The 23,634-nt window shown below is 68.9% G+C and carries 20 protein-coding genes; 9 read left to right on the top strand and 11 right to left on the bottom strand.

The window, feature by feature from the left end; all coding sequences use genetic code 11:
* The first annotated feature begins 208 nt into the window (after positions 1-208).
* Both QH270_RS25480 and QH270_RS25485 read left to right on the top strand, forming a co-directional pair.
* Positions 209-664: an NUDIX hydrolase gene (locus tag QH270_RS25480; RefSeq protein ID WP_280346635.1), complete on the top strand. Its 456-nt coding sequence runs from the start codon at positions 209-211 to the stop codon at positions 662-664.
* Positions 661-3,081, top strand: coding sequence for a DUF6049 family protein (locus tag QH270_RS25485; protein ID WP_280346618.1), 2,421 nt, complete (start codon positions 661-663; stop codon positions 3,079-3,081). The genes QH270_RS25480 and QH270_RS25485 overlap by 4 nt, the downstream gene beginning before the upstream one ends.
* A 72-nt stretch (positions 3,082-3,153) precedes the next feature.
* Here the strand turns inward: QH270_RS25485 and QH270_RS25490 are convergent, their stop codons facing one another.
* A complete protein-coding gene (locus QH270_RS25490) occupies positions 3,154-4,470 on the bottom strand; it encodes a hypothetical protein (protein ID WP_280346619.1) in 1,317 nt (438 codons plus the stop codon).
* Positions 4,471-4,758: 288 nt separating this feature from the next.
* Complete coding sequence (locus QH270_RS25495; protein WP_280346620.1) at positions 4,759-5,196, bottom strand: hypothetical protein; 438 nt, start codon at positions 5,194-5,196, stop codon at positions 4,759-4,761.
* A gap of 117 nt (positions 5,197-5,313) precedes the next feature.
* On the opposite strand from QH270_RS25495, the gene QH270_RS25500 reads away from it, so the two are divergent.
* The 6 genes from QH270_RS25500 (at position 5,314) to QH270_RS25525 (ending at position 13,577) form a co-directional block, all read left to right on the top strand.
* Positions 5,314-9,090, top strand: a complete 3,777-nt coding sequence (locus tag QH270_RS25500; RefSeq protein ID WP_280346621.1) for a murein biosynthesis integral membrane protein MurJ — start codon at positions 5,314-5,316, stop codon at positions 9,088-9,090.
* A 318-nt stretch (positions 9,091-9,408) separates the two neighbouring features.
* Complete coding sequence (gene sigM, locus QH270_RS25505) at positions 9,409-9,969, top strand: RNA polymerase sigma factor SigM (RefSeq protein ID WP_110038284.1); 561 nt, start codon at positions 9,409-9,411, stop codon at positions 9,967-9,969.
* 96 nt (positions 9,970-10,065) lie between these two features.
* Complete coding sequence (locus QH270_RS25510) at positions 10,066-10,815, top strand: hypothetical protein (protein ID WP_280346622.1); 750 nt, start codon at positions 10,066-10,068, stop codon at positions 10,813-10,815.
* 97 nt (positions 10,816-10,912) lie between these two features.
* Positions 10,913-11,899 carry a thioredoxin-disulfide reductase gene (gene trxB, locus QH270_RS25515; RefSeq protein WP_280346623.1) on the top strand — a complete coding sequence of 329 codons (987 nt, stop codon included), beginning with the start codon at positions 10,913-10,915 and terminating at the stop codon, positions 11,897-11,899.
* A 33-nt stretch (positions 11,900-11,932) separates the two neighbouring features.
* A complete protein-coding gene (gene trxA, locus QH270_RS25520; protein WP_110037939.1) occupies positions 11,933-12,265 on the top strand; it encodes a thioredoxin in 333 nt (110 codons plus the stop codon).
* Between the two features lie 118 nt (positions 12,266-12,383).
* The gene (locus QH270_RS25525) at positions 12,384-13,577 is read left to right on the top strand and encodes an N-acetylmuramoyl-L-alanine amidase (protein WP_280346624.1); all 1,194 of its coding nucleotides are present in this window, start codon (positions 12,384-12,386) and stop codon (positions 13,575-13,577) included.
* Between the two features lie 58 nt (positions 13,578-13,635).
* Here QH270_RS25525 and QH270_RS25530 read toward each other — a convergent pair whose 3' ends face one another.
* From QH270_RS25530 to rpmH, 9 genes are all read right to left on the bottom strand, one after another.
* Entirely contained in the window at positions 13,636-14,361 is a 726-nt protein-coding gene (locus QH270_RS25530; protein ID WP_280346636.1) for a GNAT family N-acetyltransferase, read from the bottom strand.
* A gap of 186 nt (positions 14,362-14,547) precedes the next feature.
* Positions 14,548-15,585, bottom strand: a complete 1,038-nt coding sequence (locus QH270_RS25535) for a ParB/RepB/Spo0J family partition protein (RefSeq protein WP_280346625.1) — start codon at positions 15,583-15,585, stop codon at positions 14,548-14,550.
* A 35-nt stretch (positions 15,586-15,620) separates the two neighbouring features.
* Positions 15,621-16,562 carry a ParA family protein gene (locus tag QH270_RS25540; protein ID WP_232995928.1) on the bottom strand — a complete coding sequence of 314 codons (942 nt, stop codon included), beginning with the start codon at positions 16,560-16,562 and terminating at the stop codon, positions 15,621-15,623.
* Between the two features lie 761 nt (positions 16,563-17,323).
* Positions 17,324-18,082, bottom strand: a complete 759-nt coding sequence (gene rsmG / locus QH270_RS25545) for a 16S rRNA (guanine(527)-N(7))-methyltransferase RsmG (protein ID WP_280346626.1) — start codon at positions 18,080-18,082, stop codon at positions 17,324-17,326.
* Between the two features lie 89 nt (positions 18,083-18,171).
* Complete coding sequence (locus tag QH270_RS25550; RefSeq protein WP_232995929.1) at positions 18,172-18,705, bottom strand: protein jag; 534 nt, start codon at positions 18,703-18,705, stop codon at positions 18,172-18,174.
* Between the two features lie 24 nt (positions 18,706-18,729).
* Positions 18,730-19,806 (bottom strand): membrane protein insertase YidC, encoded by a 1,077-nt coding sequence (gene yidC, locus QH270_RS25555; protein WP_280346627.1) that lies wholly within the window; start codon positions 19,804-19,806, stop codon positions 18,730-18,732.
* Between the two features lie 4 nt (positions 19,807-19,810).
* Positions 19,811-20,110, bottom strand: coding sequence for a membrane protein insertion efficiency factor YidD (gene yidD, locus QH270_RS25560; protein ID WP_280217227.1), 300 nt, complete (start codon positions 20,108-20,110; stop codon positions 19,811-19,813).
* Positions 20,107-20,526, bottom strand: coding sequence for a ribonuclease P protein component (gene rnpA, locus QH270_RS25565; RefSeq protein WP_110037948.1), 420 nt, complete (start codon positions 20,524-20,526; stop codon positions 20,107-20,109). The genes yidD and rnpA overlap by 4 nt, the downstream gene beginning before the upstream one ends.
* A 21-nt stretch (positions 20,527-20,547) precedes the next feature.
* On the bottom strand, positions 20,548-20,691 hold the full coding sequence (rpmH, locus tag QH270_RS25570; protein WP_071932098.1) for a 50S ribosomal protein L34: 144 nt from the start codon (positions 20,689-20,691) through the stop codon (positions 20,548-20,550).
* 649 nt (positions 20,692-21,340) lie between these two features.
* Between rpmH and dnaA the strand changes: the two genes are divergently transcribed.
* A complete protein-coding gene (dnaA, locus tag QH270_RS25575) occupies positions 21,341-23,551 on the top strand; it encodes a chromosomal replication initiator protein DnaA (protein WP_280346628.1) in 2,211 nt (736 codons plus the stop codon).
* The last annotated feature ends 83 nt before the right edge of the window (positions 23,552-23,634 follow it).

A 23,634-nucleotide genomic window follows, 5' to 3' on the forward strand; every position in this document is an offset into this window, starting at 1 on the left:
GTCCCGCCGAGCAGGCGCCGTGGCGTACGCGACGAAGGAGCAAGCCACGGTGCCTGATCGGCGGGACCAGGGGGCCGCGACCTCGAGCGCGCCAGCGCTCCAACAACACAGCTAAGCTGACTTGGTGTCTCCTCCGGCCGATCGCGCGAACAGTCGACGCCGCCAGCCGCGGCGCCGCGGGTCGGCGGGCAATGCCGGTAAGCCGCGCATGCGTACCGTGCGCGAAACCTCCGCGGGCGGGCTGGTCGTCGACGGGTTGGACGGTCCGCGCGAGCAGCGCTCCGCCGCGCTGATCGGGCGCACCGATCGGCGGGGCCGCCTGTTGTGGTCGCTGCCGAAGGGCCATATCGAGGCGGGCGAGACCTCCGAGCAGACCGCGATCCGTGAGGTCGCCGAGGAGACCGGGATCAACGGCGAGGTGGTCGCCGAACTCGGCAGTATCGATTACTGGTTCGTGACCGAGGGCAGACGGGTACACAAGACCGTGCACCATTTCCTGCTGCGCTCGCTCGGCGGTGAACTCTCCGATGCCGACGTGGAGGTCACCCAGGTTGCGTGGGTTCCGTTGAGCGAGTTGGATTCCCGTTTGGCCTACGCCGACGAACGGCGGCTGGCCGAGGTGGCGAATCGGATGATCGACCGGATGGAGACCGGCAAGCGATGACGGGTGGACTGTTCCGGCTGATCACGGCGGTCCTGACCATCTTGGGTTCGGTGACGCTGCTCGGAGCGGTCGGGCACGCGCAACCGAACGGGTCGGGTACCACCGCGCCGAAGTTCCTCAAGCTGACGCTGGACGCGGTGGCGCCGGGGACGGTCACGACCAGCAGCGATTCGATGCTCACGGTCTCGGGCACCGTCACCAATATCGGTGACCGCCCGGTCGACGACGTGAGTGTGCGGGTGCAGCGCGCCGCCGCGGTGGACTCCCCGAGCGGGCTGCGCAGTTCGCTGCGGCTCGACCAGGTGAACTACGAGGTCACCGGGCCGTTCCAGGACGTCGCGGAGCGGTTGAGTCCCGGTCAGCGCAAACAGTTCTCGGTGCGGATCGCGCTGCGGGCCGGGGGCGACGGGCCGTCGCTCGGGCTCACCGATCCCGGGGTGTATCCGCTGCTGCTCAACGTCAACGGTGAGCCCGCCTACGGCACGCAGGCTCGCCTCGACGACGCGCGCTTCCTGCTCCCCGTCCTCGGTCTGCCGCCGGTCGGTGGCGACGCGACCAGCGAACCGGTCGCCGCGCCGCCGGAGGCCTCGCCGGTGGCCACGACGATGATCTGGCCGCTGGCCGACCGGCCGCGGATGGTCGCGGGCAAGCCAGGCTCGGTGAACACGCAGGCGGTACTGCTCGACGACGAGCTGGCGGTATCGGTCGGGAAGGGCGGGCGCCTGGAACAGCTGGTCGCCGCGCTGGAGACGATCGCGCCCACACCAGGCAAAGACCGCGGGGTCGCGAACTCGGTGTGTATCGCGATCGACCCCGACCTGGTCTCGACCGTGCAGACCATGACCTACGGCTATCGCGTGCTGGCCAGCCCGTCCGATCCGGAGGGCGCCACCAGGGAGGGCACCGGGGCGGTCGCCGCCCAGGAATGGCTCGACCGGTTGCGCGCGCTCGCGAGCACGATGTGCACGGTGGCCCTGCCGTTCGCGCAGGTCGACGTGTCGGCGCTGGCCGCGGTGAACGATCCCGGCCTCTCGGCCAGGGCCTTGCAGGCGCCCGCCGACGTGGTGGACACCATCCTCGCCACCCGGTCGCTGCGCGGGGTGAGCCTGCCCGACTCGGGTTCCATCGACGATCCGGCCGGGCTGCTGCTGCGCGGGCACGGGTACGGGACGGCGGTCCTGGCCAGCACGGCGGTGTCGGCCGACGGCGAGCCCGGCGATACCGACAACGCGCTCACCTCGGCGCCGACCACCCTGGAACCCGGCGTCGTCGTGGGTGGGGAGGAAGCGGCGCCCGACGTCGTGCGGGTCCCCGGTGTGAGTGTCGACCCGCCGGCCACCGCGCCGGCCGGGACCGATCCCGCGCTGCGCGTGACGACCTTCGACATCTGGTCGGCGACGGCGCTGGCCGCGGTCGGCTCGAACCCGCCGACGCCCTCGTTCACGCCGTCGAAGGTGCGATTCGACGTGACCAACGATTCGCGCGCGGCCCGGCTACAGGACGCGCTCGGCGCGATGGCGTGGACGGCGCTGAACCCGGCACCGGATCGGCCGCGCTCGCAGCTGCTCATGCCGCCCCAGCAGTGGGGTGCCAGCCGCGAAGAGGGTGTGGCGCTGCTCAAGCACATCGAGCTGCTCACCAAGAACAATCTGGCCGGGCCGCGCAGCTTCGCCGACCTCGTCGCCCAGGGGCCCGACCCGCGTCCGTTCGCCCTGGAATACCTGCCGCGGGCAGCCCAGGACGCGGCGCCCGAGCGGTTCGTTCCGCCGATCCAGGCCCAGGGCACCCGGATCACCGAGCTGATGCGCGCGCTGGTCGAGCTGCCGGAAGCCGAGCTCACCCCGCACGCGTACATGACCCCGGTCCGGGAGGACCTGCTGCGGGCACTGAGCCTGTCCGATCGCAGGGCCGACGACGACACCCAGGCCGACCTGCACGCGCAACGCCGGATCGACCAGGCCACCCGCGAACTGGACATGATGTTCGGCGCGGTCTCGGTGCTGCCGCCGGGCGGGGTGTACACGCTGGCCTCGGAACAGAGTCCGCTGCTGCTGGTGGCCCGCAACAATCTGCCGGTCGCCATCCGGGTGCATTTCAAGATCGAGGCGCCCGCCGAGACGAACATCACCGATATCGGCGAACAGCTGCTTCCACCGTCGGGGACCAGGTCTTTCCAGATCCCGACCGAGGTGAGTGACAGCCGTAAGCTGGTGATTCCGATTTCCCTTACCACGCCCGAAGGGGTAGCGCTAGGAGAGCCGACATCGGTCTCGGTGCGTTCGAACGCCTACGGACAGGCCTTGGCCATAATTACGGCATGTGCCGCGATACTGCTGTTGCTGTTGGCCGGGCGCCGGCTCCTGCGCCGGTTCCGCGGTCAACCCGACCCCGCCGACGAGGGGTTCGAACGACAGTGAACGCCACCGCCTGACACGCGGGCGGGGGACCATGGCAGACAAGGACGAGAGTGGCACGGGTGAGCGAAACGCTCACCGGACCGGCGGGCATCGCGGGTTACGCCGGGTACAGGAGGCATGATGGGCGACGATGATTCCGCTCATCGGCACGACCACGACGATGATCGCGACGGACCGGCGCAGCGCCACGCGCCCGTCGCGCCGTGGGAGCGCGGGATGACGGCCGGGGAGCAGGGGAACGACGTCGCCGGTGGGCGGCCGGGGGGTTCGCGGCTGCCGTATCGGGAGTCGCCCGACGCCTCGCTCGAGCGTCTGCGGCAGCCGGGGGAGATGCCCGGCTACCCGAACGGCCGGAGTCAGCCGCCCGCCTACGGCGACGAGCGCGGTGATGGTCGTCACCCCGGACGATCCGGCGAGTACGCACCCGATGGCACTTTCAGGTCGGAGCCGTCCGAATACCCGCAGCCCGGACCCGGCCGATCCGGCGACACCGGTCGACCCGACGTTTACTCCCGGCCGGGATGGTCCGGCGAACCCCCGCAGAGTGGACCGGGCCGGCCCGGCGCTACAGGGCGACCAGACGATGATTTCCGACCTGGTGATCCCGGTCGACCAGGCGGTATGCCCCGAAGGGGCGGTGCCGGCGAGGATCCCCGCAGTGGATCGGGGCACCCCGGCCTCAGCCCGCAGCCCGGTCTGTCCGGCGAACTTCCCCGCGTGCAACTGCCCGGCGAGTTGCAGCGCCAGCGCCCGCAGCCCACCGGGCCGGACGGCCGACAGGGCTACCCGAGGCCCGGCGACGAGACCCGTCCCGTCTTCGACGATGACGGCGAGACCACCCGCTACGCGCCTCCCTTCGAGGGCCAACGCCCGGCGCGACCACCCCGGTCCGCGCCGGGTGCGGGGCAGTCCGGCGAATTCCCGATGCAGCGCCCTGGTCCGCCCGCGCGCCCGCTGCCGGGCGCCGAGGGTCAGCCGATCCACCCGCGTTCCGGCGCCGAGCCCTACCCGGGCCGCTCCATGTCCAACGCCGACGGCGAGCCGACCCGCTACGCGCAACCTTTCGATGGCCAACGCCCCGCACAGCCACCCCGCCCCGCGTCTGGTTCGGCAGGGCAATCCGGTGAGTTCCCCCGGCAGCGCCCTGGTCAACCTGGGCAGCCGGGTGACCAGCGCGGTCGCCTGCTGCCCGGCGCCGAGAACCATCCCGACGGGTCCCTTCCCGGCGCCGAGAACTATGCCGGCGGCGCCCTGCCCGGCGCCGAGGGCCGGCCCCGCGGCTCCGTGTCGGGTGCTGACAGTCGACTCGGCCGCCCGCTGCCAGGTGACGACGAGACCACCCGCTATCTGCCTGCGCCCGACGAACAGGGTCGCGGACAGTCGCCGCACGCGACGCCGGGAGCAGTAGAGGGGCGGCCCGGCCAACCTGTGCGCCCCGGGCCTGGGGCGGACGATCGGACCGGATACCGGGAGCCCGGCCGTTCCTTGCCCGGCGCCGGGAACCAGCCCGGCCGTCCGCTGCCCGGCCCCGATGACGAGACCACCCGCTATCTGCCGGGGTTCGACGGTCAGCGCCTCGCGCAGCCACCGCGGGGCCATTCGGCACCCGGATCAGCGGCCGCATCGGGCGAATTCCCGCAACAGCGCCCCGGCCGAGCCGCACGGCCTGCCCCCGGTTCAGCTGGGCAGTCCGGCGAGTTTGCGCAACAGCGTCCCGCCCTGCCGGATGCTTCGGCCGAACCGACGCGGTATCCGGCGGGCATGGACCCGGCAGCGCGGCAGCGTCCCGCCCAGCCGCCGCGTTCCGCCGCCGCCTTCCATGACGGCTCGGGGGAGTTCCCGAATCAGGTGCCCGGCGGGCAGGTCCCGCCAGGCGAGCGTGGTCGGGCACCCGCTGGCGGTACGAGCGAACGGCGCAACCAGCCGCCCGGCGCGGAGTTCGGCGACCGCCCGCAACGGCGGCCCGGACAACCTCCGCGGCCCGCCGGCGGAGCGCAGTCCGGTGAATTCGCGCAGCCGGCACGGCCCGGCACCGGAGATCCGGTGCCGCGCGGCGCGCAGTCCGGCGCGATTCCGCGGCAGACTCGCGGCGAGTTCGACGGACGACCGCAGCATGCCGAGCGGCCCGAGGCGGCGAATCGATCCGGCGCTCCGGGTGAGCGCGGCTACGGCGTCGCGAGGCCGGGTGAGCCCGGGCGGCGTGGCGGTGCCGCGCGCGGTTCGTATCCGGGGATGCCGGGCCCGCCGGTCGACCGGCGTGACGCCGACTCCGGCCGCCGCCGACCCGCCGTCGACGAGCTCGCGGCCGCGAAGACGCAGAGGATCGCCAGGCCGCAGCCGGTGGCCACCGAGAAGCCGGCGACCCCGCAGAGCGCCAACGCGAAGCTGCTCAAGGATTCCGGGTCGATCGCGATCGCGACGCTGATCAGCCGCATCACCGGTTTCGCCAAGCAGTTGTTGCTGCTCACCGTGCTCGGCCCGGCGGTCGCCTCGGCGTTCATCTCCGCAAACCTGATCCCGAACATGATCGCCGAGCTGGTGCTCGGCGCGGTGCTGACCGCGATCGTGGTGCCGACCCTCGTCCGCGCCGAGCAAGAGGACGCCGACGGCGGCGCCGCGTTCGTGCGAAGACTGGTGACCGCGGCGTTCGCGGTGTTGTTCGTCGCGACGGTGCTGACGCTGGCGGCGACCCCCATCCTCGCCGGTCACGTGCTGGTCGACTCGGACGGCAAGGTCGACACCAATCTGACGATCGCGCTGACCTACCTGCTGGCGCCGGCGATTCTGTTCTACGGCATGTCAGCGCTGTTCACGGCCATCCTCAACACCCGGCAGGCGTTCAAACCCGGCGCGTGGGCACCGGTGCTCAACAACCTCGTCGCGCTCACGGTCCTCGCCGCCTACGCGCTGACACCGGGCGAGATCACCTTCGATCCCGTGCGGATGAGCGATCCGAAACTGCTGGTGCTCGGCATCGGCATCACCGCCGGTGTGGCCACCCAGGCGTTCAGCCTGCTGCCCGCGATCCGCAGGCACGGCATCAACCTGCGGCCGCTGTGGGGCGTCGACACGCGGCTCAAGCAGTTCGGCAAGATGGGCGCCGCGATCATCCTGTACGTGCTGATCAGCCAGACGGGCCTGGTCGTCGCGAACAATATCGCCTCCGCCGCCGACGAGGCGGGCCCGGCGATCTTCGCCAACGCGTGGGCGCTGCTGCAGCTGCCCTACGGTGTCCTCGGCGTCACCCTGCTCACCGCGATCATGCCGCGCCTGAGCCGCAATGCCGCCGCCGACGACACGCCCGCGGTGGTCGACGACCTGTCCGTGGCCACCAGGCTGACGATGATCGCGCTGATCCCGGTGGTCACCTTCATGACGCTGGCCGGCCCGACCATCGGCGAGGCCCTCTACGGCTACGCCCGCTTCTCCGGCGACGCCGAACGACTCGGCGCCGCGGTCAGCTGGTCGGCGTTCTCGCTGATCCCGTACTCGCTGGTGCTGATCCATCTGCGTGTCTTCTACGCCCGCGAACAGGCGTGGACGCCGACCTGGATCATCCTCGGCATCACCACGATCAAGATCTTGTTCTCGGCACTGGCGCCGGTGCTGGCACGTGACAGCGACGACGTGGTGATCATCCTCGGCGTCGCCACCGGCCTCGGTTTCACGGCGGGCGCGGTCATCGGCGGCGTCCTGCTGCACCGCAGCCTCGGCGATCTGCGCATGTCCAACGTCGGCCGCACGGTCACCCGGGTGCTGCTGGCCTCGGTGGCCGGTGGCGCGGTGATGCTGATCGTCGACACCGTCACCCGGATGGATCACCTCACCGGCGGCCCCGCCTCGCTGCTCCGCGTGATGGTGGGCGCGCTGGTGATGTTCTCGGTGGCGTTCGGCCTGATGCGCCTGGCCGGTATCCCCGAGGTCGTCGCCATCACCGTCGCGATCTCGCGCAAGCTCGGCATCACGCCGCCCGCGCCGGATCTGGGCCTGGACGACACACCGTCCGACGACATCTACGCGACCACGGTGCTGCGTCGTCCGGATACCTACGCCTTCCCCGCGTACGGCCACTCCATGGACACCCAGACGATGGTCCTGCCCGTGATCCGACCCGGCGCTGTTGACATCACCGGTCAGGCACAGTTCCCGTACGCTGTTCGGCAGACCGATGGCGATTATCAGGCCGAAGGAGGACCGAGGGTGAGCGATGACGCGGTGGGCGGAGTCCCGGCCGCCGATTCTGCGGCGCGCGCAGCAGGAGGAATGTCCACCGACGTCTCGCCCGCTGCGGCGGACAAGGCAGGATCCGCGCCCGACGACGCGCCCGAGGACAGCGAGAATACGCAGGTAGCAGGGCCCGCGGACGACGAGCACGACGACGCGCACGCGGCCGTGCCGCCGCACGATCCGACGCACGACACCGGCATGCTGCCGATCCCGCCGCAGGTACCCGCGGCGGCGAACCGCGCCCAGCGTGGTCCGAAGCTGATCCCGGGCGCGTCGGTGGCGGGCGGCCGCTACCGGCTGCTGGCCAGTCACGGCGGCGCGCGTGGGCTGAAGTTCTGGCAGGCGCTCGACATCAAGCTCGACCGCGAGGTCGCGCTGACGTTCGTCGACGCCGATCAGAAGTCGGGTGAGAACTCCGGGCACGACGGCCCGCAGGCCATCCTGTCCCGCACGCTGCGGCTCGGCCGGATCAACTCGCCCGGCCTGGCAAGGGTGCTGGACGTGGTGCGTGGCAGTTCGGGCGGCATCGTGGTGGCCGAGTGGACGCCTGGTCGTTCGCTGCGCGAGATGGCCGAGACGGTCCCCTCACCGATCGGCGCGGCCAGGGCGATCAGGGCGCTCGCCTCGGCGGCCGAACTGGCCCATCGCGGCGGCGGCTCGCTCTCGATCGATCACCCCGATCGGATCAGGATCAGCGCCTCCGGCGACGCGGTGCTCGCGTTCCCCGGCACGCTCGGCGATTCCGACGCCCAGTCCGACGTACGTGGCCTCGGCGCGATGCTCTACGCGCTGATCACCGCGCGCTGGCCGATCCGAGTCGGCGGTGTCACCGGCACGGCCGCCACCATCGGCGGCCTGCGGCTCGCCGATTTCGGGCCCGACGGCACGCCGGTGGAGCCGCGCCAGATCCGGCCGGAGGTGCCGTTCGAGATCTCGGCCGTCGCAGTGCGCTCGCTCGAGTCGAACAAGGGCGTCCGGACCGCGGCCACCGTGCAGCACGTGCTCGAGCAGGCCTCGGTCGTCGATCAGAAGACCGATTTCATCCCGGTGCTGCGGCTGGGTCAGCGGGCGGTCGCCGGCGGACCCGATTCGCTGGCCGATCCGGAGCTGCTCGCCGCCGAGCGGGAACGCTCCAAGCGGATGATGTGGATCATGGTCGGCCTCGGCGTGCTCGCCGCGCTGGTCGTCGGCATCCTGATCTGGTGGATGGTCAGCATCTTCGCGCCCGGCGCCTCGGACAAGCCGCTGGACGAGCAGATCAACATCGGCCTCACGTCGAGTGTCGCGCCGCCGAGCGCGGCCGCGGTACCCGCCGAGGAGACCTCCGTCGCCCCGCCGACCAGCGTCCCGGTGCCCGTCACCGGGGCGGCGGTGTTCTCCCCGGAGGGCACCCCGGACGGCGCGGCGACGGCGGGGGCCGTGCTCGATCAGAACCCGGCGACGGTGTGGCGCACCGATCAGTACTTCCAGCAGTTCCCCGCCCTCAAGAAGGGCGTGGGGCTGCTGGCCACGCTGCCGACTCCGGCCAAGCTGACCAATGTCTCGATCACCTCGCCCAGCGCGGGCAGCACGGTCGAGATCCGCACCTCGCCGACCGAGGCGCCCACGCTCGACCAGACCCAGCTGATCGGCTCGGCCAAGCTCGGTGAGGGTGTCACCGATATCGCCGTGCAGACCGATCAGGCAGCTCGTTTCGTGCTCGTGTGGATCACCGGGCTGGCGAATTCCGGCGGTCAGTTCCAGACCGCGATCGCCGACGTCCGCCTCGACGCCGCGCCGTAGCCACCTCATCTCCCGCCGCTATCAGCGCAGGTGGCCGCGTGATTCCGCCGCGGACGCCGACCTTCATCGAACTGCGGTCCGGTTGGTGCGCAATTGTTATCGACGATATGATCTAGCAGCGCTCTCGGCAGGGAGCTACCCAGGATCTGTCCACGTCGGTCCTGGACGCCGCGTTGTAGTCAGGTGATGGATCGGCCTCGTTCGCCGACGTGAAGTCGCCGTAATGAGCGCTGTCCAAGGGGTCTGGTGTTGCCGGAAGTCAACGAGCAAGTCCGCGGGGGGACGCGGCAGGTCGCCGCAGACCGCGATCGCTCGTTCGTGCTGGCGAACGGCAGCGACAAGGAACTGCTGGCCGCCCACGTGCGCGGGGTGCCGCACGCGTTCGCCGAACTGCTCGGCAGGCACAAGGATCATCTCTGGCAGACCGCGCTGCGCACCTCGTACAACCGCGAGGACGCCGCCGACTCGCTGCAGGACGCGCTGCTGTCCGCGCATCGCACGGCGAGCTCGTTCCGCGCCGAGGCCGAGGTCCGCAGCTGGCTGCACGCAATCGTCGTCAACGCCTGCCTCGACCGGATCAGGCGGAACAAGACGCGTCGCGCGATCTCGCTCCTGCCCGAGACCATGCCGGAGGCCGTCGAGCCGCGCGATGTCTTCGCCGAGTACGAGCTCACGACCGTGGTGGAGGAAGCACTGTTCACGCTGCCGGAGGAGCAGCGGCTGGCGCTGGTGATGGTGGAGATGGAGGGGCGCAGCGTGGCCGAGACCGCAGTCGCGCTCGGCGTGGCGGAGGGCACGATCAAGAGCAGATGCGCCCGAGCGCGCGTACGTTTGCAAGAACGTTTGGAATTTTTCCGGGATCCAGGGAACCGGATCTAGCCCGGATGCGTCATTAACAGTGACGAACAAGTCAGCGATGTAAATCCTGCGATCCGATATCGACAGAACAGGGGAGGTGCGAGGGTGTCTCGATCCGTGCCGCAGCCTCCGTTCCCGTCGGAACTGCTGGCCGATCTCCATGCCGACAACCTCGCGCCCGAATTGCGTGAGCAACTGTGGCCCCAGGTCAGCACCGACCCAGACGCGCTGCACTACCTGAATCAGCTCGACGAGGTGAACGCCCACCTCCGCAAGCTCGGCGCCGACGACCGGGTCGTGCACCGCATGCCCGACGATGTCGCCGACCGTATGTTCCGTTTCGTCGCCGAACTCGACGCCGGCGATGGCCCCACCGACCGCATCACGCCGATGTCGCTGGTCCCGCCCGCCGGGGAAGCGGCGGCGCCACCGCCGATCTCGCTGGCACAGCGTCGATCCCGCCGTCGGCTGGGTCTGCTCGCCGCGGCCGCTGCCACCGTCGCGGTGCTCGCCGGCGCAGGCGCGGTCGTCAGCACCTTCGGCTCCACCGACGGCACCCCCACGGCGGCGCCGATCATCGAACCCGACGGCCCCGGCGACGAACTCACCACCGCGGCCGCGCTCAGTGCCCTCGGCAAACGCGAGGTGCGGGGTCCGCTGGCCGATGAGGCGGCGCTCACCCGCTGCGTCCAGGCCAACGGCGTCGACCGTGCCGTCCTCGGTGCGTCGAGCATCACCTTCCGCGGTACCGACGCGGTGCTCGTGCTCGTGCTCGGCCCGAAGCCACCGACCATCACCGCGCTGGTCGTCGGGCCAGGCTGCGCCACTGGCGCACCTGAACGGCTGGCGCTCCGCGATATCGGCTGAGCGCGCTGCTTCCCGGGCAGTGCCGTCACGCCGGGAACAACACCGTTTAGGCTGTTGTTGACCGACACGTCCCCAGCTTGTCTTTCGGAAGGGCCCCATGAGCACGCCAGTTCGCGACCTGATCATCGTCGGCTCAGGCCCCGCCGGTTACACGGCCGCCGTCTATGCCGCTCGCGCCGAGCTGCAGCCGCTCGTCTTCGAAGGCACCCAGTTCGGTGGTGCCCTGATGACCACCACCGAGGTGGAGAACTTCCCTGGCTTCCGCGAGGGCATCATGGGCCCCGACCTGATGGAGCAGATGCGGGAGCAGGCCAAGCGTTTCGGCGCCGACCTGCGCACCGAGGACGTCGACGCGATCGACCTGTCCGGCACCATCAAGAAGGTGACCGTCGGCGACGAGACCTTCGAGGCCTACGCCGTGATCCTCGCCATGGGCTCGGCCGCCCGCTACCTGCACGTGCCGGGGGAGCAGGAGCTCCTCGGCCGCGGCGTCAGCGCGTGCGCCACCTGCGACGGCTTCTTCTTCAAGGGCCAGGACATCGTGGTGGTCGGCGGCGGCGACTCGGCCATGGAGGAAGCGACCTTCCTCACCAAGTTCGCGGCCAGCGTCACCATCGTGCACCGCCGGGAGGAGTTCCGCGCTTCGCGGATCATGCTCGAGCGCGCCAAGGCCAACGAGAAGATCAAGTTCGCGCTCAACGCCGAAGTGGTGAAGGTCAACGGCGAGACGAGCGTCACCAGCCTCACCCTGCGCGACACTCGCACCGGCGAGGAGTCCGAGCTCGCCGCGACCGGTCTGTTCGTCGCCATCGGCCACGACCCGCGCAGCGAACTGGTCAAGGGCCAGATCGCGCTCGACGGCGAAGGCTATGTGCGGGTGAACGATCCCGGCACCGCCACCGACGTGGCCGGCGTGTTCGCCGCGGGCGACCTGGTCGACCACACCTACCGGCAGGCGATCACCGCCGCGGGCACCGGCTGCCGCGCCGCGATCGACGCCGAGCGCTGGCTCGCCGAGCAGGGCGACATCACCGCGAACACCCTCGCCAACGCCGACGGCGCGGCCGCGGTGTCCGCCAACTGATTTCGAGTACTGAGTTCCACCTAGGAGACACCCATGGCCGAGAGCGCCAACACCATCACCGTCACCGACAAGTCCTTCGCCGATGACGTCCTGCTCAGCGAGAAGCCGGTGCTGGTCGACTTCTGGGCGGACTGGTGCGGTCCGTGCAAGATGGTCGCCCCTGTGCTGGAGGAGATCGCGGGTACGCACGCCGAGAAGCTGACGATCGCCAAGCTCGACACCGAGGCCAACCCGGCCACCGCCCGCGACTACCAGATCCTGTCCCTGCCGACCATGATCCTGTTCCAGGGCGGCAAGCCGGTGAAGCAGATCGTCGGCGCCAAGGGCAAGGCGGCCCTGCTGCGCGAACTCGATGGTCTGATCTGATAACCCACCTCCTACCGGCCGACGCGCCGTAGGATGCCTGGACCCGGGATTCCCGCAATAGCGCCCGGGTCTGAGACAATCGAGGCGACGCTCCGGCCGAAGGAAAGGGCTCTCACGCATGCACCGACTTCGTCACGGCGATTCAGGACCAGCCGTCGCAGAGGTTCGGAGCACCCTCGCAAGCCTCGGCTTCCTGCATCCCCCACACGGCGATTATTGGAAAGACACCGAAGCGGAGTTCGACCGTCCGTTGGATTCCGCGGTTCGCGCGTTCCAGCAGCAGCGCGGTCTGCTCGTCGACGGTGTGGTCGGTCCGGCGACCTACCGCGCGCTGAAGGAAGCCTCCTACCGCCTGGGTGCCCGCACGCTGATCTATCAACTGTCCGCACCGCTCTACGGTGACGACGTGGCCACCCTGCAGCGCAAGCTGCAGGACCTCGGCTTCTACGTGCACCGCGTGGACGGCTATTTCGGCCCGCACACCCACGACGGCCTCAGCGCGTTCCAGCGCGAGATCGGTTTGGCCGCCGACGGTATCTGCGGTCCCGACACCCTGCGCTCGCTCGATCTGCTCGGCGCCCGTGTCACGGGTGGCAACCCGCATCGCATCGCCGAGGAGGAAGTGGTGCACCGGGCGGGCCCGCAGCTCACCGGCAAGCGGATCGTCATCGATCCCGGTTTCGGTGGCGCCGACAAGGGTTTCGCGGTGCCGACCGAGTTCGGTGACGTCTACGAGTCGGAGATCCTGTGGGATCTGGCCTCCCGGCTCGAGGGCCGGATGGCCGCCACCGGTATGGAGACCTTCCTGTCCCGGCCGTGGGGCGCCAACCCCTCCGATGTCGAACGGGCCGAGACCTCCAACGCCTTCGACGCCGATCTGATGATCTCGCTGCGCTGCGCCACCAGTGACAACCCGTCCGCCAACGGCGTGGCCGGCTTCTACTGGGGCAACTCGCACGGCTCGGTCTCGATGATCGGTCAGGTGCTGGCCGGCTTCATCCAGCGCGAGGTGGTCGCGCGAGCGTCCGTGCAGGACTGCCGCACCCATCAGCGCACCTGGGATCTGCTGCGCCTCACCAAGATGCCGACCGTGCAGGTCGACCTCGGCTACCTCACCAACGAGTACGACGCCTCGGTCCTCACCAACCCGCGCATGCGCGACGTGATCGCCGAGGCCATCCTCATCTCGGTGAAGCGGCTGTATCTGCTCGGCCAGGACGACCAGCCCACCGGCACCTACACCTTCGCCGAGCTGCTCGCCGAAGAGCTGGCTGCCGCCGACGCAGGCAACGCTCCGGCGCCGCGCGTCTGACCGACCCCCGAAACGACGAACGGCCCCGCGGTTTTCCGCGGGGCCGTTGTCGTCGGTGCTACTGCGCGCCGACCCGTGCCGGGGGAGCCATCGACGCGGCGGCGAGCAGCTGGTCGAGTGCGCGCTCGACGTCTTCCTTCCAGCCGTGGTCGGAGTTGAGCTCCAGCCGCAGCCGGGGGAAGCGGTGGTGCGGCGCAATTACTTCGAAGCCGACATCGGTGAGGAAGTCGGCGTCGATCATGCAGGTTTCGGGAGTGCAGTGGGTGGACGCGGCGGGATCGCGCAGCGGGGCCGCGATCCGTTCCATCAGCCGCATCGAGGACCCTAGGCCGCGATCGGCCAGCGAACTCGACGCCGGACCGTTGCGAATCCCGAACGCCTCCAAGGCCCGCACGCCGCGACGGACCAGATCGGCCACCACGCCCTGGATCAGCCGATCGGCTACATCGGCCTCCTCATAGGGGAATTCGGCCTGCAGCGTGGTCAGCAGGACCGCGTCCGGGCTCACGGGGGAGGTGGGGAAGAGCGTCGACCGCGGCACCGCGCTCGGGGGCGAGTACAGCGCACACCCGGCGATGTTGTTGTCCACGTGCGCCACCTGGCCGCACGATCCCCATTCGAGCATGACGGTCGACAGCCAGGCTTCCTTTTCGAAGACCGGATCGCTGAACGCTTGGGAGTCGGCAGCGACGGCCGGATCGAGCTCCCAGAACACACACCGCCGGGTGTGCGCCGGGAGCTGATCGAGTCCGTCGAGGGTCAATGCTGTGACGCTGGTCGACACCGCTCTGCTCAGCCTCCAGCTGTCCGATTCATCCACGCTCACGACTCCGCCTCGCTGGCGCTCGGCTCCATCGTTCGCGAGCGCGCGCTGCATCTCTGGTTCGCTCGCTGACGCTCACTCACGCCACATCACTATCCACAGTAATGCCGCCTCTTTCAATTGTGTAGAAAGGCCGGAAGTGCCCCGTCACAGTGACGTTTCAGGGCCGGATTGCTCCATCAGCGCCACAATGCGCTCAAGGTCTTCGACGGAACCGAACTCGACAACGATCTTGCCCTTACGCTTTCCGAGGCTGACTGTGACCCTGGTGTCGTAGGAACCCGACAGCCGCTCGGCCACTTCCTGCAGACCCGGCATGTGGATCGGCTTACGCTTCGGCGCCGGGGGAGCGACCTCCGACGGATTGCGGTTGGCCAGCGTCACCGCTTCCTCGGTGGCCCGAACCGACAATCCCTCGGCGACGATCCGCGCCGCCAACACTTCCTGTGCGTCGGCTCCGGCATCCAAACCGAGCAGCGCCCTGGCATGTCCCGCCGAAAGCACCCCGGCGGCCACCCGACGCTGCACGGGAATCGGCAGCTTCAGCAATCGGATCATATTCGTCACCACCGGCCGCGACCGACCGATTCGCGAGGCCAGTTCCTCGTGGGTGACATCGAATTCCTCGAGCAGCTGCTGATAGGCGGCCGCTTCTTCGAGGGGGTTCAGCTGCACGCGGTGGATGTTCTCCAGCAGCGCGTCACGGAGCATCGAGCCGTCGGCGGTGTCGCGGATGATCGCGGGGATCGTCGCCAGGCCGGCCTCTTGGCACGCGCGCCAGCGGCGCTCGCCCATGACCAACTGAAACTTCTCGACGCCCGGCTCGACGCGACGCACGACGATCGGCTGCATCAGTCCGAACTCGCGGATCGAGTGCACCAGCTCGGCGAGCGCCTCTTCCTCGAAGACCTGACGCGGCTGCTTGGGGTTCGGCTCGATCTGGTCGGCCGGGATCTCGCGATAGACCGAGTCGCCGGGGGAGACCAGCTCGGCCTCCGGCTCGACCTCGGACTCGGCGGCGTCGGGTACCCGATGCAGGAACGCCTCGGCGGGCTGCGGGCCGATCGGGTTGATCCCGATGACGCTCGCCGCGGCACTGCTCAGGCCCGGCGCTGTCGCCGCCGGACCCGTCGGGATCAGTGCGGCCAACCCGCGCCCGAGACCGCCCTTTTTCGCCTGACTCATCGGCTACCGATCCCTTCTTCGTTCCAACACAACCACTACGACGCGTCCTGGCGGACCTGAGCGCGTGCGGCGAGCTCGCGGCCCGCGTCCAGGTAGCTCATCGCGCCGCGGGAGCCTGGATCATAATCGAGCACGGTCATCCCGTAGCCCGGCGCCTCCGAGACCTTCACGCTGCGCGGGATCATCGACTTGAGCACCACATCGCCGAAGTGGTTGCGCACTTCCTCGGCGACCTGGTCAGCCAGCTTGGTGCGACCGTCGTACATCGTCAGCAGCACGGTCGAGACGTGAAGTTCGGGATTCAGGTGCGCCTGCACGAGTCCGATATTGCGGAGCAGCTGACCCACACCCTCCAGCGCGTAGTACTCGCACTGGATCGGGATCAGCACCTCCTTGGCGGCCACGAGCGCGTTCACCGTGAGCAGCCCGAGGGAGGGCGGGCAGTCGATGAGAACGTAGTCGATGTCGTAGCCGGCGAGGGCGGCCTCGTGGATTGCCGTCTTCAGTCGACCCTCGCGGGCGACCATCGATACGAGTTCGATCTCCGCGCCGGCGAGGTCGATCGTGGCCGGGATGCACAGCAGCCGTTCGCCGTGCGGGCTCACCTGGATCGCGTCCTTGACCGACACCTCGCCGATGAGCAGCTCGTAACTCGACGGCACCCCGGAATGGTGGGCCACCCCCAGCGCCGTACTCGCATTGCCCTGCGGGTCGAGGTCGACGACGAGAACCGTCATCCCCTGGTGCGCTAGTGCCGCAGCGAGATTGACCGTGGTCGTCGTCTTACCGACGCCGCCCTTCTGGTTCGCGATGGTGATGATCCGTTGCTCGCGAGGTTTCGGCACAGTGACCTTTCCTGGATGGAGAATCTGGCTGGCGCGTTGCGCTTCCGCCGCGATCGGGGTCTCGGCCGGGGAGATATTCCCGAAAGGAGTGTTCCCGAACGTCTCCGCGTCGAAGTTGCTGGAGTCCAGCATCCCCGGAACCCGCGACGCTGTTTCCCGTGAAACATTCGCCGGACCGCTCGACATAGACTGCTCCTAACCCGAGAAACTTCAGATCACGTTCTCCCGACCGAGCGTCGGCGCCGTGTCATCACAAACAAGATCGGCGTAGCGTCCGTCCACAACTCCGGTGAATCTTCGCGCACACGCCCGACTCTGAACAGCTTGCCAGCCCCGCGACAGTTAGGAAAGCTGAATCGCGGCACGCCGGGAAGGACACACCCAAAGTCACTGAATTCGGTTTCCGGATCGATGTTTCACGGGAAACAGGGGGAGGGGCGGGGGCGAAATCCGGTGGATCATCGCGGCTTCCGCAACACACGGGGCCGAGTCCACTCGCGCAGACATCAGCGCGGTGGCCGGTCTGTGCGCGACAGAATCAACCTTCCGCCGGGATCAGCCAGCGCTCGACAATGCGGCGAAGTAATGAAGCGCCCGTTCGAGTCGCCACCCGCCGAGTGCTGACTCCGCGCCGCCCCGCAACGACTCTCTGGCGAATTCCGTTCCGCGAGGCGGGCGCTCCGAATGTGCAAGCCCTATTCCTCGACGAGCCGAGCGATTTGGCCGATGCACCTCACCCGCGAGCAAACTACGTTCCACGTGAAACACCCAGCCGTCGATTGCGGGGACCCGCCGCAATCAACCGAATTCGTCCGCGCGAGGGTGCAGGCAACCACCCTCGGCGACTTTCGTCACGTTACGAAAAAGGATCCGTGCGATCGCACGATCTACCGTCAGGCCGACCCGGCTTCGCGACGCTTCCTGGACTTCTTCTCCGCACCCGCGGCCTTCCGAGCACTCCGCCGCGTCGGACGCTCACCCCGGGGGAGTAGCTCGGCGTTGATCACCAGAGTCGGGACTTCGACGATGCCCGCGCCGCAACCGACCACTCGCAGATCCGTCGCGCCGTCCCGGATCAGCTCGGCGCCGTCGCGCTCCAGTTCCTCGGCGGCGCTCGTTCCCTTGAGCGCGAGCATCCGACCGTGGTCGCGGAGGAGGGGGAGCGACCAGTGCGCGAGTTTCGCCAACGGGGCGACCGCGCGCGAGGTGACGACATCCGCGCCGCCGGCCTCCTTGATCACTCCGGACTGTTCCGCTCGCCCGCGCACCACGGTCACGTTCTGCAACCCGACCTCTTCGATGAACTCGCTCAGGAACACCGTCCGCCGCAACAGCGGCTCGACCAGAGTGATCCGAAGGTCCGGTCGGGCGATGGCCAACGGGATGCCGGGGAGGCCCGCGCCGCTGCCGACGTCGACCACCGACGCGCCCTCTTCGATCAACTCACCGACGACCGCGCAGTTGAGGATGTGGCGCTCCCAGAGCCGGGGGACTTCACGGGGGCCGATGAGTCCACGCTCCACACCGGCGGAGGCGAGTGCCGCGCAGTAGTGGCGGGCGAGGTCCAGGCGCTCACCGAAAACCCGTGCGGCAGCGGCCGGGGGTTCCAGTTCGGCGGACAGCGCACCCAGTTCTCGTTCCACGTGAAACATCCTTCCGAGTGTGGTCGGTCGCAAGAGGGCATGAATAAGGCCCCCGGTCCGAGACCGGAGGCCTAATTCTTGGTCGCGGCGGAATCAGCCTACTCGGGCACTACCACCACATGGCGATTCGGCTCGACACCTTCGCTCTCGCTGACCACTCCATCGATCTCGGCGACGGCGTCGTGCACGATCTTCCGTTCGAACGGGGTCATCGCCGACAGCGCCTCGGGCTTGCCCGACTCCAGCACCCGCTTCGCGGCGGCGGTGCCGAGCTCGCTGAGGTCGGTCCGACGCTGGGCGCGCCAGCCGGCCACGTCGAGCATCAGCCGGCTGCGGACTCCGGTCGCCTGCTGCACGGCCAGGCGGGTCAGCTCCTGGAGCGCGTCGAGGACTTCACCGTTGCGGCCCACGAGCTTGGTCAGATCGCGGCCGCCGTCGATGCTCACCACGGCGCGGTCGCCCTCCACATCGAGGTCGATATCGCCGTCGAAGTCGAGCACGTCCAGCAGCTGCTCGAGGTAGTCGCCCGCGATCTCGCCCTCTTCGATCAACGCCTCTTCGGCGTCGTTCGCGACGTCAACAGTCGTCGACACGGTGGCGTCCCCTCCGTCGGTCTCGGTCTCAACAGTCATTGGATTCCTCTATCTGCTCGCGACTCAGCGCTTACGCTTCTGGTTCGCCCGACCACGGTTGCCCGGCCGCTTCTGGCCGCCGGGTCGACGCTGACCACCACCCTGCTTGGCGGTCTGCTTGGTGCCGTTGGTCGCGGCGGTGCCGTTCGTCGTCTGGGCATCGGTATCGGCGGCGTCCTGCGGACGCTTGCGAACGTCGACCGGCTTGGCTCCCGGCTTCGGTGCGTTCTGCGCGCGCTGCTCCAGCTTCTTCGCCTTCTTCTCGGCCTCTTCCTTCTCCATGCGGCCGAACACCAGGTGCTGCTGTCCGTAGGTCCAGATGTTGTTGGCCACCCAGTAGAGCAGGATGCCGATCATCAGGAACGGGCCACCGACCATGACGCCGAGCGGGAAGACCCACAGCGACAGCTTGTTCATGATCGCGGCCTGTGGGTTGGCGGCGGCTTCCGGCGTCTGGCGCGCGACCGACGCGCGGGCGTTGAAGTGGGTCGCGACACCGGCGATCACCATCAGCGGAATCGCGACGAGCGCGATGCTCAGCCGGGTGGGCGTGCCACCCCAGTCGGCGAAACCTTCGAGTTCGTTCTGCGGCGCAGTGATGAAGGCGGCGATCGGTGCACCGAAGATGCGGGCGCTGAGGAACGACTGGACGTCGGCCGCCGAGAAGATGTAGTTGCCGAGGTTGGCGTTCTCTTCCGGCGACAAGCCGAGCTGGCCGAAGCCGTGGCCGGTGCGGTTGAAGGAGCGCAGCACATGGAACAGGCCGAGGAACACCGGCACCTGCACCAGGACCGGCAGACAGCCCATCAGCGGGTTGAAGCCGTGTTCCTTCTGCAGCTTCTGCATCTCCCGCGCCATGGTCTCGCGGTCGTTCTTGTACTTCTTCTGCAGCTCCTTGATCTGGGGCTGCAGTTCTTGCATCTGCTTGGTGGTGCGCACCTGCTTCACGAACGGCTTGTACAGCACGAGCCGGAGGGTGAAGACCAGGAACACCACGGCGAGGCTCCAGGTGAGCCCACTGTCGGCCCCGAACACAAAGCCGAAGGCCTTGTGCCAGAACCACAGAATCGCGGATACCGGCCAATAGATGATGTCGAGCACGGCTCTAGGTACTCCCGTCGTTCGTATCGCCGATCAGCGCGGGCGATGACTTTGTGCAGGCATTCGACCCGCGCTCAGGCACGGGATCCCACCCTCCAGGGTGCCAGGGCGCGCACTTGGCCAGGCGCACCACCGTCAGTGCCGATCCGACGACCAAACCGCGGGTCCGCAAGGCGGTCACCGCGTACTCGCTACAGGTCGGGGTGAACCGGCAGATCGGCATCCGGGTGGGGGAGACATAGGTCCGGTACAGCTCGATCAGGAAGATCAGCGCGTTCGCGGGTAACCGGGCGATGCTTCTCATCGCCGCTCACCGGCCGGGGTGCGACCGAGCGCGGGCTCCGGTGCGCTACGCAGCCCGAGCTTGCGTAGACCGGTGCGCAGCTGGCGCAGCAACTCGGCGGAGTCGGCGGTCGCCGCGCCGGGCAGCGCCCGGATCACGACATCGGTATCGGCGGGCAGTTCGTCGACGATCTGGGCGCACATATGACGCAGGCGGCGGGCTACCCGGTGGCGTACCACCGCGTTTCCCACCGCCTTGCTCACAATCAACCCGAACCGCGGACCGCCGACCCGGATCAGGGAATCGACATCGGCGACATCGTCGTACGTGTGCGTGAGCGCGTGTACGACGAGATCTCGCCTCCCGATTCGCTGACCGCGGCGCACCGTGCGGGAGAATTCGGCACGGTGGTGCAACCGATACGGCTCAGGCAACACCCGAGCGTCCGACTGACGCGATCAGGCAGTCAGTTCGGAACGGCCCTTACGGCGACGCGCCGAAACGATGGCGCGACCCGCACGGGTACGCATCCGGAGGCGGAAGCCGTGCACGCGCGCCCGACGACGGTTGTTCGGCTGGAACGTCCGCTTGCCCTTGGCCACGGTCAACACTCCTCGAGTTGGTGGGCACCGTTCGGTACCCGAAGTCTGTTCAATGGTTCGGTGTCTGCGCAGCGACCGCGGTCTACACGCAGAAAGCCTTGGCGATCGGCGTGCAGCACGGAGCCGCCACCGCGCCAAGGGGTGACTGTACGAGGGTACTGATACCGCTACGCAGGGTCAAACTCGGCCCCAAGGCAGGTGCGCCAGGCACGGTGTCCAGGCTACCGGACACCGCTTTCGCGCCATGAGCTGGCCCGACCTGCGACGACACGCCCGGGCAGCACTCACGCACCGAGGAACTTTTCGTGAGTTCCTCCACACCTCTGGCCTTCCACGGCGGGGGCCGCTAACCTCTGTAGCCGGGGGATTGCTGAAGAACCGCAGGTCCAGCCCCATTCACTGCCACACGCTGGCAGATCTCCTCTATCCCCAGGTTTGTCCACATCTGTGGATAATTGTGTGGAAAGACGGCCGGAGTGGCATATTCGTAGGGCCGACGGTGCCCGCGCCGCAGTCCGCATTCTGGGACCGCACGGCGTTCGAACCGGCTTCGGTTGTGCGCAGGATCACTGGATTTCACCTGGTCACAGGTGGTTACTTGCGTGCGCCCGGCCGTGGGCCCCAACAACCGGTCCGGGGAGGACGCTGCATGGACGACGAGCAGAACGTGCTGGCCACCGTATGGCCTGAGGTGGTCGCCGAGCTCACCACCGGCTCCGCCGACGGCGCCATTCCGGCGGTCAGCCGCGCGCAGCAGGCGTGGCTGAAGCTGGTGAAACCGCTCACCGTCGCCCAGGGCTTCGCGTTGCTGTCGGTTCCGTCCTCGTTGGCGCAGGAAGCGATCGAGCGCGATCTGCGGGAACCGATCCTGCGTTCGCTCGGTCGCAGGCTGGGTCCGCAGGTGGAGGGATTGGGCGTGCGCATCGCCGCGCCGAGCCCGGCCGCGGGGGAGCGGACCGGTTCCTCGCCCCGCCACGCCAGGATGACCAGCCGCCCGGAGCGGCCGCGCGAACCGGTGCGCCCGCCGTCCGGCTATCCGGGTCCCGATTTCAGCGTGCCCGACTACGCCGCGCGCGGTGATTACGGCCGTCCGCGCTACGGCGCGGGGGAGTACAACGGCGAGTACGGCAACGACTACCCGTCCGGTTCGGAGTATCCGGCCGGCGGCGACTACGGCAACGGCTATGGCGGCCGCGAATTTCCCGCCCAACCCGGGGAGTACGGCGATCGCCCGGACTACTCCGGTCACCGGGAGTACCAGCCCGAATCGGAGTACCGCCAGCCCGAATCGGAGTACCGCCAACCCGAGCCGGAGTACCGCCAGACCGAATCCGAATACCAGCAGCCGGAGTACGCCCAGGCACCCGACTACGCCCAGGCACCGGACTTCCAGTCCGACCGCGCCGAGTTCCCCGGCACCGACTTCGAGCCAACGGCCGTCTACCCGGTGCCCGACTTCACCAACGGCGAATTCGGCGGACGTGGCGACTTCCGGGGCGCCCGGCCCGAACAGCGGGAGGCCGATGCCGCACCGCCGGCCCGTCGGGAGCAGGCCGGCTCGCCGCGACGCGAGCACATTCCGCCCGGGCAGGAGTCGCTGTTCACGCCCGACCCGCCGCCGCAGCGCGCGCCGAGCCGGGGCCGGGGCCCCCAGCAGGACGAGCCCATCGCCGCGCGCGCCGAGGACACCGCCGCCGAACCAGCGCAGGAGCCGTTGCGTCCCGGCACGCCCGGCGCCGAGCCGGTGGACGACGAGCCGGTCGTCGACGCGCGCCACAACTGGCCGACCTATTTCAACAAGTCGCCCGAGGCGCCGCCGCAGGCCTCCTCGTCGGCGAGCCTGAACGCCAAGTACACGTTCGAGACCTTCGTCATCGGCGCGTCCAACCGGTTCGCGCACGCCGCGGCGGTCGCCATCGCGGAGGCGCCCGCGCGGGCCTACAACCCGCTGTTCGTGTGGGGCGCTTCGGGATTGGGCAAGACCCATCTGCTGCACGCGGCGGGTCACTACGCCCAGCGACTGTTCCCCGGCATGCGGGTGAAGTACGTGTCCACCGAGGAATTCACCAACGACTTCATCAACAGCCTGCGTGACGACCGCAAGGTCGCGTTCAAGCGGCGCTACCGCGAGACCGACATTCTGCTGGTCGACGACATCCAGTTCATCGAGGGCAAGGAAGGCATCCAGGAGGAGTTCTTCCACACCTTCAACACCCTGCACAACGCGAACAAGCAGATCGTGGTCTCCTCGGACCGCCCGCCCAAGCAGCTGGCGACCCTGGAGGAGCGGCTGCGGACCCGCTTCGAGTGGGGCCTGATCACCGATGTGCAGCCGCCGGAGCTGGAGACCCGCATCGCGATCCTGCGCAAGAAGGCGCGGATGGACCGGCTCGACGTGCCGCACGACGTGCTGGAGCTCATCGCCAGCCGGGTCGAACGCAATATCCGTGAGCTCGAGGGCGCGCTGATCCGGGTGACGGCCTTCGCCTCGCTCAACGGTCAGCCGCTGGATCTCTCGCTGGCCGAGGTGGTGCTGCGGGATCTGATGCCCGACACGGCGGCCTTGGAGATCAACGCGGCGACGATCATGGCCGTCACCGCGGAGTACTTCAATACGACGCTGGAAGAGCTCACCGGGCCCGGCAAGGCGCGACCGCTCGCCCAGGCCCGCCAGATCGCAATGTACCTGTGCCGTGAACTCACCGATCTGTCGCTGCCCAAGATCGGCCAGGCCTTCGGTCGCGACCACACGACGGTGATGTACGCGGAGAAGAAGGTGCGCAAGGAGATGACCGAGCGACGCCGCGTCTACGACCAGGTCCAAGAACTCACAGCCCGAATCAAACAGCGTTCGCGCTGATTTCATCCACACCCTCGAACACCGCCCTGACCTGGGGCGGTGTTCTTTTTTGCCCTGTGGATTCCTCGAGGAGTCCCTGTGGA

Source organism: Nocardia neocaledoniensis, assembly GCF_029868625.1.
In the GTDB taxonomy this organism is placed as follows: domain Bacteria; phylum Actinomycetota; class Actinomycetes; order Mycobacteriales; family Mycobacteriaceae; genus Nocardia; species Nocardia neocaledoniensis_A.